General features: G+C 70.7%; 9 protein-coding genes. All 9 read left to right on the top strand.

Going from position 1 to position 12,547, the window contains the following annotated elements; genetic code table 11:
- The first annotated feature begins 4 nt into the window (after positions 1 to 4).
- The 9 genes from lysA to prfA all read left to right on the top strand — a co-directional run bounded on the left by lysA (position 5) and on the right by prfA (position 12,536).
- Positions 5 to 1,396 carry a diaminopimelate decarboxylase gene (gene lysA / locus EIZ62_RS09765; protein WP_156692315.1) on the top strand — a complete coding sequence of 464 codons (1,392 nt, stop codon included), beginning with the start codon at positions 5 to 7 and terminating at the stop codon, positions 1,394 to 1,396.
- A gap of 94 nt (positions 1,397 to 1,490) precedes the next feature.
- A complete protein-coding gene (locus EIZ62_RS09760) occupies positions 1,491 to 2,783 on the top strand; it encodes a homoserine dehydrogenase (RefSeq protein WP_167536358.1) in 1,293 nt (430 codons plus the stop codon).
- Between the two features lie 6 nt (positions 2,784 to 2,789).
- On the top strand, positions 2,790 to 3,848 hold the full coding sequence (thrC, locus tag EIZ62_RS09755; protein ID WP_156692314.1) for a threonine synthase: 1,059 nt from the start codon (positions 2,790 to 2,792) through the stop codon (positions 3,846 to 3,848).
- A gap of 379 nt (positions 3,849 to 4,227) precedes the next feature.
- Entirely contained in the window at positions 4,228 to 5,145 is a 918-nt protein-coding gene (gene thrB, locus EIZ62_RS09750) for a homoserine kinase (protein WP_156692313.1), read from the top strand.
- A 381-nt stretch (positions 5,146 to 5,526) separates the two neighbouring features.
- Positions 5,527 to 7,611 carry a transcription termination factor Rho gene (gene rho / locus EIZ62_RS09745; protein WP_156692312.1) on the top strand — a complete coding sequence of 695 codons (2,085 nt, stop codon included), beginning with the start codon at positions 5,527 to 5,529 and terminating at the stop codon, positions 7,609 to 7,611.
- Between the two features lie 308 nt (positions 7,612 to 7,919).
- Positions 7,920 to 9,629: a trypsin-like serine protease gene (locus EIZ62_RS09740; RefSeq protein ID WP_208827851.1), complete on the top strand. Its 1,710-nt coding sequence runs from the start codon at positions 7,920 to 7,922 to the stop codon at positions 9,627 to 9,629.
- Between the two features lie 274 nt (positions 9,630 to 9,903).
- A complete protein-coding gene (locus tag EIZ62_RS09735) occupies positions 9,904 to 11,001 on the top strand; it encodes an LCP family protein (protein WP_156692311.1) in 1,098 nt (365 codons plus the stop codon).
- A gap of 132 nt (positions 11,002 to 11,133) precedes the next feature.
- On the top strand, positions 11,134 to 11,352 hold the full coding sequence (gene rpmE, locus EIZ62_RS09730; protein WP_156692310.1) for a 50S ribosomal protein L31: 219 nt from the start codon (positions 11,134 to 11,136) through the stop codon (positions 11,350 to 11,352).
- A gap of 104 nt (positions 11,353 to 11,456) precedes the next feature.
- Positions 11,457 to 12,536 (top strand): peptide chain release factor 1, encoded by a 1,080-nt coding sequence (prfA, locus tag EIZ62_RS09725; protein ID WP_156692309.1) that lies wholly within the window; start codon positions 11,457 to 11,459, stop codon positions 12,534 to 12,536.
- Positions 12,537 to 12,547 lie beyond the last annotated feature (11 nt).

Here is a 12,547-nt window from a genome sequence, read left to right as displayed (position 1 = left end):
AGACATGAGCCGTTCCGCACACCCCGCCGGGCCCCGTCACGCCGATGTCCTGCCCGAGGGGCACTACGCCGCCCCGCCCGCCGACCTCAACCGGCTCGACGAGAAGGTCTGGGCCCGGACCGTCACCCGCGACGGCGACGGCGTCCTGACCGTCGGCGGCATCAGCGTCACCGACCTGGCCGAGGAGTTCGGCACCCCGGCCTACTTCCTGGACGAGGCCGACTTCCGGGCCCGCTGCCGCGCCTGGGCGGAGGCGTTCGGTCCGGACGCCGACGTGTTCTACGCGGGCAAGGCGTTCCTGAGCCGTGCCGTGGTGCGGTGGCTGAAGGAGGAGGGGCTCAACCTCGACGTCTGCTCGGGCGGAGAGCTGAGCACCGCGCTCGACGCGGGCATGCCCGCCGAGCGGATCGCGTTCCACGGCAACAACAAGTCGCCCGAGGAGATCGAGCGGGCGGTGCGCGCCGGCGTCGGCCGGATCGTGCTGGACTCGTTCCAGGAGATCGCCCGGGTGGCGCACATCGCGCAGGGCCTGGGCACGCGGCAGAAGGTGCAGATCCGGGTGACGGTGGGCGTCGAGGCCCATACGCACGAGTTCATCGCCACCGCGCACGAGGACCAGAAGTTCGGCATCGCGCTGGCGGGCGGGGAGGCGGCGGAGGCGGTCCGGCGGGCGCTGAAGCTCGACGGGCTGGAGCTCATCGGCATCCACTCCCACATCGGTTCGCAGATCTTCGACACCTCCGGCTTCGAGGTGGCCGCGCACCGGGTGGTCGGGCTGCTGAAGCAGGTCCGCGACGAGCACGGCGTCGAGCTGCCCGAGATCGACCTCGGCGGCGGCCTCGGCATCGCGTACACCTCCGACGACGACCCGCGCGAGCCGCACGAGATCGCCAAGGCGCTCAGCGACATCGTGACGAGGGAGTGCGCGGCCGCCGGGCTCGCGACGCCGCGCATCTCGGTCGAGCCGGGCCGCGCGGTCGTCGGCCCCACCGCGTTCACGCTCTACGAGGTGGGCACCGTCAAGCCGCTCGCCGGCCTGCGGACGTACGTGAGCGTCGACGGCGGCATGTCGGACAACATCCGCACCGCCCTGTACGACGCGGAGTACTCGGTGTCCCTGGTGTCCCGGACGAGCGACGCCGAGCCGATGCTCAGCCGGGTCGTCGGCAAGCACTGCGAGAGCGGCGACATCGTGGTCAAGGACGCGTTCCTGCCGGCCGACCTCGCGCCGGGCGACCTGATCGCCGTCCCGGCCACGGGCGCGTACTGCCGCTCCATGGCCAGCAACTACAACCACGCCCTCCGGCCGCCCGTCGTCGCGGTGAAGGACGGGGAGGCGCGCGTGATCGTCCGGCGTGAGACAGAGGAAGATCTTCTGCGTCTCGATGTCGGCTGATGAAATAGATGTCTCATAATCCGGACGGAAGGGAGAAACTTCCGTCCGGTGAGTGAGACTGTCCACACCGTAGAAGTATGAGAAGTGAGGTCGGATGATGCGTACGCGTCCGCTGAAGGTGGCGCTGCTGGGCTGTGGAGTGGTCGGCTCAGAGGTGGCGCGCATCATGACGACGCACGCCGACGACCTCGCGGCGCGCATCGGCGCTCCGGTCGAGCTCGCCGGTGTCGCCGTCCGCCGGCCCTCCAAGGTGCGTGAGGGCATCCCCGCCGAGCTCATCACCACCGACGCCACCGCCCTGGTCAAACGCGGGGACATCGACGTCGTCGTCGAGGTCATCGGCGGCATCGAGCCCGCCCGCACGCTGATCACCACCGCCTTCGAGCACGGTGCGTCCGTGGTGTCGGCGAACAAGGCGCTGCTCGCCCAGGAGGGCCAGAGCCTCTACGCCGCCGCCGAGCAGCACGGCCGGGACCTCTACTACGAGGCGGCCGTCGCCGGCGCCATCCCGCTGATCCGCCCGCTGCGCGAGTCCCTCGCCGGCGACAAGGTCAACCGGGTGCTGGGCATCGTGAACGGCACGACCAACTTCATCCTCGATAAGATGGACACCTCCGGGGCCGGCTACTCCGAGGCGCTCGACGAGGCCACCGCCCTCGGGTACGCCGAGGCCGACCCGACCGCCGACGTCGAGGGCTTCGACGCCGCCGCCAAGGCCGCCATCCTCGCCGGAATCGCCTTCCACACGCGCGTGCGCCTCGACGACGTGTACCGCGAGGGCATGACCGAGGTCACCGCCGCCGACTTCGCCTCCGCCAAGCGCATGGGCTGCACCATCAAGCTGCTCGCCATCTGCGAGCGCGCCGCCGACGGCGGGTCCGTCACCGCGCGCGTGCACCCCGCCATGATCCCGCTCAGCCACCCGCTGGCCTCGGTGCGCGGCGCCTACAACGCCGTGTTCGTCGAGGCCGACGCGGCCGGCCAGCTGATGTTCTACGGGCCCGGTGCCGGCGGTTCGCCGACCGCGTCCGCCGTCCTCGGCGACCTCGTCGCCGTCTGCCGCAACCGCCTCAACGAAGCGACGGGACCCGGCGAGTCCGCGTACACCCAGCTGCCCGTCAGCCCCATGGGCGACGTGGTGACGCGGTACCACATCAGCCTCGACGTGGCCGACAAGCCGGGCGTCCTCGCCCAGGTCGCGACGGTCTTCGCCGAGCACGGCGTATCCATCGATACGGTGCGCCAGCAGGGCAAGGACGGCGAGGCGGACCTCGTCGTCGTCACCCACCGCGCGCCCGACGCCGCCCTCTCCGGGACCGTCGAGGCGCTGCGCAAGCTCGACACCGTGCGCGGTGTCGCCAGCATCATGCGGGTCGAAGGAGAGTAACCAGCAATGACTCACCAGTGGCGCGGAATCATCGAGGAGTACCGCGACCGGCTGCCGGTCACGGACACCACCCCGGTCGTCACGCTCCGTGAGGGTGGCACGCCGCTCGTGCCCGCGCAGGTGCTCTCCGAGCGCACGGGGTGCGAGGTCCACCTGAAGGTCGAGGGCGCCAACCCCACCGGCTCCTTCAAGGACCGCGGCATGACCATGGCCATCACCCGGGCCAAGGAGGAGGGCGCGCAGGCCGTCATCTGCGCCTCGACCGGCAACACGTCCGCCTCGGCGGCCGCGTACGCCGTGCGGGCGGGCATGGTGTCCGCCGTCCTGGTGCCGCAGGGCAAGATCGCGCTCGGCAAGATGGGCCAGGCCCTGGTGCACGGCGCGAAGATCCTCCAGGTCGACGGGAACTTCGACGACTGCCTGACGCTGGCCCGCGCGCTGTCCGACAACTACCCGGTGGCGCTGGTCAATTCGGTCAATCCGGTCCGTATCGAGGGCCAGAAGACCGCCGCGTTCGAGATCGTGGACATGCTGGGCGACGCCCCCGACATCCACGTCCTGCCCGTCGGCAACGCCGGCAACATCACCGCGTACTGGAAGGGGTACACGGAGTACGCCGCCGACGCGGTCTCCACCCGTACGCCCCGCATGTGGGGGTTCCAGGCCTCCGGCTCGGCGCCCATCGTGCGCGGCGAGGTCGTCAAGGACCCGTCGACCATCGCCACCGCGATCCGCATCGGCAACCCGGCCTCCTGGAACCACGCGCTGGCCGCCCGGGACGAGTCGGGCGGTTTCATCGACGAGGTGACGGATCGTGAGATCCTGCGCGCCTACCGCCTGTTGGCCTCGCAGGAGGGCGTCTTCGTGGAGCCCGCGTCCGCCGCTTCGGTGGCCGGCCTCCTGAAGGCCGCCGAGCAGGGCAAGGTGGACCGGGGGCAGAAGATCGTGTGCACCGTGACCGGAAACGGCCTGAAGGACCCCGACTGGGCGGTCGCCGGAGCGCCCCAGCCGGTCACCGTGCCGGTCGACGCGGCCACCGCCGCGGAGCGGCTCGGCCTGGCCTGAGCGCGACCGGGCGCCGGCCGGACCCCACCCACGGGGCCCGGCCGGACGCCCCGGGACGGGCCAGGCGGCGACCGCCGCACGGCTGCGTAATCTGGCCGAAAATCGCAACCCGCACGGCGTCCCGCGCGGAAGCACGGCATCGCCCGCGACACGCATCGTGCGCCTCCTGTGCGCCCTATGTCGCCACAGAACCTTCCTTCGATAGGCTGTACCGAACCCGCCCCGCCGCATATGCCGCGGTGCTGTCGCCGTCGATGCCGCTGCGGCCCACGGGTCTTCGTACGTCTCGTCATCCCCGAACCTTCGAACACCCTCGCAACACCCCCACGGAAAACCCACGCGACACCTCGTCGTCAGATTCAAGGAGAGTCATCGAGCGATGGCCGGTCCCGCGTTCCGCGCCGCCGCCGTCCGGGTGCGCGTCCCCGCCACCAGCGCCAACCTCGGCCCGGGCTTCGACGCCCTCGGCCTGTCGCTGGGGCTGTACGACGACGTCGTCGTCCGGGTCGCCGACTCCGGACTGCACATCGACATCGCCGGAGAGGGCGCCGAAGCCCTCCCGCGCGACGAGAGCCACCTGCTCGTACGCTCCCTGCGCACGGCGTTCGACCTGCTCGGCGGGCAGCCGCGCGGCCTCGAAGTCGTCTGCGCCAACCGCATTCCGCACGGCCGCGGCCTCGGCTCCTCCTCCGCCGCCATCTGCGCCGGCATCGTCGCCGCCCGCGCCGTGACCATAGGCGGCGACGCCCGGCTCGACGACGCGGCGCTCCTCGAACTCGCCACCGAGATCGAGGGCCACCCCGACAACGTGGCCGCCTGCCTGCTCGGCGGCTTCACCCTCGCCTGGACCGAGGGCGGCGCCGCCCGCGCGATCAGGATGGACCCGGCCGATTCCATCGTTCCGGTGGTTTTCGTCCCCGGGAAGCCCGTCCTCACCGAGACCGCCCGCGGCCTGCTGCCGCGCACCGTCCCCCACGTGGACGCCGCGGTCAACGCCGGCCGCGCCGCCCTGCTCGTCGAGGCCCTGACCAGGCGCCCCGAGCTGCTGCTGGCCGCCACCGAGGACCGCCTCCACCAGGAGTACCGGGCCCCCGCGATGCCGGAGAGCGTCGCGCTGGTGAACCGGCTCCGCGCGGACGGCGTTCCCGCGGTCATCTCCGGCGCGGGCCCCACGGTGCTCGCGCTCGCCGAGGACGGCACGGCGGACAAGGTCGCGCGACTGGCCGGCGAGGGCTGGGCCGCCAACAGGCTGGCCCTCGACGGCCCGGGCGCGAGCGTTCTGCCGCTCGCCCCGTAGTACACGGTTGCCGGTGTTGGAGAGGGGGAATGTTTGTTGGAGCCGGTAGTGTTAACCTCGAATCTGCACCCGACGTCTTTGTGGCGCGGTGCTGAGTGTCCCCATCCGGGACCACCGTTCTTCCGGGAGCCTCCTCCACTGCCAGAGCAGCCTGCCTGAGCAGTTTCGAGCACGCTCCGGAACCGGCGCGCGACACCCCTCGCTTTCCCAGGAGCGGGCCGAGCAGGGGGCCTCGGGCCGGACCCAAGCACGTTATTTCTTCTCCGCCGCACCCGGCGGGACCACCGCCCCGGCACGGTTCACCGATCAAGGACCGCTGTCGGACAGCACAACCGGTCGCCGAGCCAGAAGGCCGACGTCCGCTCCAGGGAAGGACCCTTCGTGAGCGACACCACCGATCTGATGGGCGTGACTGCCGACAACAGTGTCGACACCGCCGCGCCCGCCGCAGGTGCTGCCACTGGCACCACGTCACGGCGCCGCCGCTCCGGCACCGGCCTCGACGGCATGGTCCTGGCCGAGCTGCAGCAGGTCGCGTCAGGCCTCGGCATCAGGGGCACCGCGCGGATGCGCAAGAGCCAGCTGATCGAGGTCATCAAGGAGGCGCAGGCCGGAGGCGGCGCCTCCGCGCCCAAGACCGCCGACGCGGCCGGTGCCGCGGAGACGAAGCCGAAGCGGCGCGCCACCTCCAAGGCCCGTACGGGTGAGGACGCCGCCGACAAGCCCGCGGGCAAGGCCGCCGACAAGGCGGACAAGGCCGGCAAGGGCGTCGAGAAGGCCGCCGACAAGGCCGTGGCGCAGCAGCAGATCGAGATTCCCGGTCAGCCCTCCCCGAAGGCCTCGGCGCCGTCCGAGCAGGGCGTCGCCTCCGGTGACGACCAGCCCGCCGGCGAGCGCCGCCGCCGCCGTGCCACCGCACCCGCCGGCAGCCCCGAGGGCGACGTCCGGACCGAGGTCCGCACGGAGGCCAGGACCGAGACCAAGGCCGACGGCCAGCCCGAGGGCAAGGCCGACACGGCCACCGACACCGCCGAGGGCAGCCGCCGGGACCGCCAGCGCGACCGTGGTGACCGCGGCGGCGACCGCGGCGACCGCCGGGACCGTCAGCGCGACCGCCAGCGCGACCGCGGCGGCAAGGGCGACGACCAGCAGGGCGGCCAGCGCCAGCAGCGCCAGGGCGGCCAGCAGGGCGGCCAGGGCGGCCCGCAGGACGACTTCGACGACGAGGGCGGCCGTCGCGGCCGCCGCGGCCGCTACCGCGACCGCCGTGGCCGCCGTGGCCGCGACGAGTTCGCGAGCAGTGAGCCGCAGGTCTCCGAGGACGACGTCCTGATCCCCGTCGCGGGCATCCTCGACATCCTCGACAACTACGCGTTCATCCGGACCTCCGGCTACCTGCCGGGCCCGAACGACGTGTACGTCTCCCTCGCCCAGGTCCGCAAGAACGGCCTGCGCAAGGGCGACCACATCACCGGTGCCGTGCGCCAGCCGAAGGAGGGCGAGCGCCGCGAGAAGTTCAACGCGCTGGTCCGCCTCGACTCGGCCAACGGCATGGCCGCCGACTCGGGCCGGGGCCGTCCGGAGTTCAACAAGCTGACCCCGCTCTACCCGCAGGACCGCCTCCGCCTGGAGAGCGACCCGGGGGTGCTGACCACGCGGATCATCGACCTCGTGTCGCCGATCGGCAAGGGCCAGCGAGGCCTGATCGTGGCCCCGCCGAAGACCGGCAAGACCATGATCATGCAGGCGATCGCCAACGCGATCACCACGAACAACCCCGAGTGCCACCTGATGGTCGTCCTCGTCGACGAGCGTCCGGAAGAGGTCACCGACATGCAGCGGTCGGTCAAGGGCGAGGTCATCTCCTCGACCTTCGACCGCCCGGCCGAGGACCACACCACCGTCGCCGAACTGGCCATCGAGCGCGCCAAGCGCCTCGTCGAGCTGGGTCACGACGTGGTCGTCCTGCTCGACTCCATCACCCGCCTGGGCCGCGCGTACAACCTCGCGGCGCCCGCCTCCGGCCGCATCCTGTCCGGTGGTGTCGACTCGACCGCGCTCTACCCGCCGAAGCGCTTCTTCGGCGCCGCGCGCAACATCGAGGACGGCGGCTCGCTGACCATCCTGGCCACCGCGCTGGTCGACACCGGCTCGCGCATGGACGAGGTGATCTTCGAGGAGTTCAAGGGCACCGGCAACATGGAGCTCAAGCTCGACCGGAAGCTCGCCGACAAGCGCATCTTCCCGGCTGTCGACGTCGACGCGTCCGGTACGCGCAAGGAGGAGATCCTGCTCGGCAGCGACGAGCTCGCCATCGTCTGGAAGCTGCGCCGGGTGCTGCACGCGCTCGACCAGCAGCAGGCGATCGAGCTGCTGCTCGACAAGATGAAGCAGACGAAGTCGAACGCCGAGTTCCTGCTCCAGATCCAGAAGACGACCCCGTCGGCCGGAAACGGCAACGACTGACGTCGTATCAACTGAGCGGATGGACCGCCCCGTCACTTCGGTGACGGGGCGGTCCGTTTTTCACGGAATTCTCACCAGCAACTGGTCAACCTGTACTTGACAGGCGTAACATCACCCCATCGACGTGGGGGGATTCCACCGCGCGGCACCGGCCGAGACCAGGGGGGTTTCCGGCGTGCTGCCCGTACAGCAGTGATGCCCCGCCACCGTCATGGATTCTTCCGGCGTGGCGGTCGCGCTGCGCCGGGTCGACCCAAGGGGTTTACTCAGTGCAGATACGCACGCGCGGCGGCCGTCACCGGCGCCGTATGACACTGGCTCTGCCGGCCGTGGCCGCCGTCGTCGCCCTGGTGGGAACCGGAATCGCGGTCAGCGGCTCGGACTCGGCCGAGGCGGACGAGGCGCCCCGCATGAGTGCGCTGCCGTCGCCGGAGCAGACCGAGTCCCAGCAGGAGTTGGCCGAGAACGTCGCCGACGCGATGCAGGCCGACGTGAAGAGCTCGCGGCCCCTCGTGAAGCAGCCGGACGACTCCGTGGAGAGCGCGGCGCCCAGTGCCCGCATCATCGGTGGCCAGACCACCACCATCTCCACCGCTCCCTGGATGGCGCAGCTCCACTTCTTCGACAGCACCGGTGCCGGCTACTTCTGCGGTGGTGCGGTCATCGCCCCGACGAAGATCCTCACCGCGGCCCACTGCGTCAAGGGCATCAAGTGGTACGCCCCGGAGAACGCGGTCGTCGTCGGCACCGACCAGCTGCCGACGGGCAAGGACCTGCACGGCGGTGAAGCGTTCGGCGTGAGCCGCCAGTGGCACCACCCCCAGTACGACGACTACTCCCTCGACAACGACGTCGCCGTCCTGACGCTGAACCGGCCGACCACCGTCAAGCCGCTGCCGCTCGCCCAGCCGTCGGACGGCGCGCTGTACCAGTCCGGCCTGGACGGCAAGGTGTACGGCTGGGGCCGCACCAGCTCCACCAACCCCAACAGTGCCTCGCCGACCCTCAAGGTCGCCGACGCCGACATCGTCTCCGACACCAACTGCGCCGCCGCGTACCCCGACGGCTTCGTCAAGGGCCACATGCTCTGTGCGGGCGCCGCGCCGACGGGCAGCGACGAGACCAGCGAGACGACCTGCAACGGTGACTCCGGCGGCCCCCTGGTCGTCGGCGGCAAGCTCGTCGGCGTGGTGTCGTGGGGCGACGAGAACTGCTCCGCCGAGGGCAAGTACGGCGTGTACGCCAAGCTCTCCACGTACTCCGCCCCGGTCCAGGCCCGTACCGACGACGCCAACCTCAACCGCGACCACACCGCCGACCTTCTGGCGCGTCGTACCTCGGACTCCACCCTGTTCGGCTGGACCTCGAAGGTCACCTCGATGAGCCGGACGCTCAACCTCGGCAAGCAGTCCGCGATCAACCTGATCACCCAGGGCGACCTGAACCGGGACGGCGCCCAGGACCTGCTCTACCGCTACACCAACGGCGACGTCTTCTGGTCGTACGGCACCGCCACGCCCAAGCTCATCGCCAAGGCGTGGGGCAAGCACAAGGCGATCCTCACCCCCGGTGACGTCACCGGCGACGAGCTGCCCGACATGGTCGCGGTCGACTCGGCCGGCGTCATGCGCGTCTACCCGGGCCGCGGCAACGGTGGCTTCAACGCCCCCGTCTCCGTCGGCAGCGGCTGGGGCAAGTTCTCGATGATCCGCGGTCACGGCGACTTCACCAACGACGGCAAGGCCGACATCTTCGCCCGTGACACGACCGGCAAGACCTACCTCTACAAGGGCACCGGCGTCGCCACCAAGCCGTGGGCCGCGCCCGTCCTCGTCGGGGCCTTCGGCTCGATGAACGCCCTGGCCACCACCGGTGACGTCAACAGCGACGGCGTCGCCGACGTCCTGGCCCGCGACACGGCCGGCAAGATGTGGCTGTACCCGGGCAACGGCAAGGGCGGCTTCCTCGCCCGCAAGGACTTCGGTTCCGGCTGGCAGGCGTACAACCTCTTCGGCTGACCCTCGCCACCGCGCCCCCACGGGCGGCGCGCATGCGATGTTCGCCACGTCCGGGGCGGTTCCGAAAGGAGCCGCCCCGGTTTCGTGTCCTCCGGAAAACCGCTGGTGGGGCGCCTTCCGTGCCCGTCGCGCCAATGCGCGGCGGGCACGGCGTGCTCTTAAGACCTTCTTAGACGGCCGTGCAACCCTTTGGGCCGCTTCCCCGTCTCACAGGCCACACAGCGCCTGATCACCACAGCTGGGGGTAGCGGTACCAGCGAGGACTGAGGAGAACATGGCCGAGCAGGGCAGCAAGACCAGCCGAATACGCGCCACCGGACGCCGTCGACGGCAGTCCGGCAAGGGCCGCAAGGCGCTCACCGTCGCCGCCTGGTCCGCCGCCGGACTGGTCCTGGTCGGCGGGTGCGGCTTCGGCTACGTGTACTTCACGCTCAACGGCAACATCGAGAGCGTCGACATCAACGCGGCGCTGCGCGACGACGACCGCCCGCAGGACGTCGACAACGGGTCGATGGACATCCTCGTCCTGGGCTCGGACTCCCGTTCCGGCGCCAACGGCGAGTACGGCAGGGACGAGGGCGCCGCCCGGTCCGACACCGCGATGATTCTGCACGTGTACGAGGGCCACAAGAAGGCCAGCGTCGTCTCCGTACCGCGCGACACGATCATCGAGCGCCCCGACTGCACCGACAAGTCCGGCGGGAGCGTCCCCGGGCAGCGCAAGGCCATGTTCAACACCGCGTACGAGGTCGGCGGCCCGGCCTGCGCGGTGAAGACGGTCGAGAAGATGTCCGGCATCCGCATGGACCACTACATCGAGGTCGACTTCAGCGGCTTCAAGAAGCTCATCGACGAGCTCGGCGGCGTGGAGATCACCACCACCAAGCCGATCAAGGACAAGAGCAGCCACCTCGACCTGCCCGTCGGCACCCACACCCTCGGCGGCGAGCAGGCCCTCGGTCTCGTCCGCACCCGCAAGGGCGTCGGCGACGGCAGCGACCTCGGCCGCATACAGCTCCAGCAGGCCTTCATGAAGGCCTTCATCGAGCAGGCGAAGAGCGTCGGCGTCTTCACCAGCCCCAAGAAGCTGTGGAACCTCGCCGACACCGCCACCAAGGCGATCAAGCCCGACTCCGAGCTCGACAGCGTCAAGGAGCTGTCCGACTTCGCGGGCGGACTGAAGCAGCTCGGCGCCGACGACGTCCACATGATCACGCTCCCGGTACGGTACGACCCGGCCGACCTCAACCGCGTCGTCCCGCTGAAGAACCAGTCCCAGCAGGTCTGGGCGGCCCTCAAGGCCGACCGGCCGATCCCCGCCTCGGCGACGAAGGACGCCGCCACCGGCAGCGCCGCGGGCGTGGTCAAGTAGCCCGGAATAGATTCGGCCACCCCCCGGTTTTGGGAGATACGGCCGGTCCTGGCAGACTGGTACGTCGGCCCCGGTTCACGCACGCGCAGCCCGCACGAGCGACCCGGCGCCCTCCCGAAACTAGGAGACACCTTGAAGCGCGAGATTCACCCCGAGTACGTCGAGACGCAGGTCAGCTGCACCTGTGGCGCGTCGTTCACCACCCGCAGCACGATCCAGAGCGGCGCCATCCGCGCCGAGGTCTGCTCCGAGTGCCACCCGTTCTACACGGGCAAGCAGAAGATCCTCGACACCGGTGGCCGCGTGGCCCGCTTCGAGGCCCGCTTCGGCAAGAAGGCTGCCGCCAAGTAGCGAGCCACTGCGCCGGTCTCCGGCCGCCCCGCCTGACGGGGTGGCCGGGACCGGCGCTTTGCCGTCTTCCACAGCAGCCATTTCGCGATACCAGGAGCCCGGAGATGTTCGAGGCGGTCGAGGAACTGATCGGCGAGCACGCCGATCTCGAGAAGAAGCTTGCCGACCCGTCGGTCCACGCCGACCAGGCCAACGCCCGCAAGCTCAACAAGCGCTACGCCGAGCTGACCCCGATCGTCACCACGTACCGCTCCTGGAAGCAGACCGGCGAGGACATCGAGACGGCCCGCGAGTTCGCCGCCACCGACCCGGACTTCGCCGCCGAGGTCAAGGAGCTGGAGAAGCAGCGCGAGGAGCTGACCGACAAGCTGCGGCTGCTGCTCGTCCCGCGCGACCCCAGCGACGACAAGGACGTCATCCTCGAGGTCAAGGCCGGCGCGGGCGGCGACGAGTCCGCCCTGTTCGCCGGCGACCTGCTGCGCATGTACCTGCGGTACGCCGAACGCGTCGGCTGGAAGACCGAGATCATCGACGCCACCGAGTCCGAGCTGGGCGGCTACAAGGACGTCCAGGTCGCCGTGAAGACCAAGGGCGGCAACGGCGCCACCGAGCCCGGCCAGGGCGTCTGGGCCCGGCTGAAGTACGAGGGCGGCGTGCACCGCGTGCAGCGCGTGCCCGCCACCGAGTCGCAGGGCCGCATCCACACCTCCGCCGCCGGTGTCCTGGTGACGCCCGAGGCCGAGGAGATCGACGTCGAGATCCACGCCAACGACCTGCGCGTCGACGTCTACCGCTCCTCCGGCCCCGGCGGCCAGTCGGTCAACACCACCGACTCCGCCGTCCGCATCACCCACCTCCCGACCGGCATCGTCGCCTCATGCCAGAACGAGAAGAGCCAGCTCCAGAACAAGGAGCAGGCCATGCGCATCCTGCGCTCCAGGCTGCTCGCCGCCGCCCAGGAGGAGGCCGAGAAGAACGCCGCCGACGCGCGCCGCAGCCAGGTGCGCACCGTCGACCGGTCCGAGAAGATCCGGACGTACAACTTCCCGGAAAACCGCATCTCGGACCACCGGGTCGGCTTCAAGGCGTACAACTTGGACCAGGTGCTCGACGGAGAGCTCGACCCCGTCATCCAGGCGTGTGTCGACGCCGACTCCGCGGCCAAGCTCGCCGCCGCCCAGTGACACCCGCCGCC

It is taken from the genome of Streptomyces ficellus (assembly GCF_009739905.1).
GTDB lineage: Bacteria > Actinomycetota > Actinomycetes > Streptomycetales > Streptomycetaceae > Streptomyces > Streptomyces ficellus_A.
This window is presented reverse-complemented; position numbering and strand designations above follow the sequence as displayed.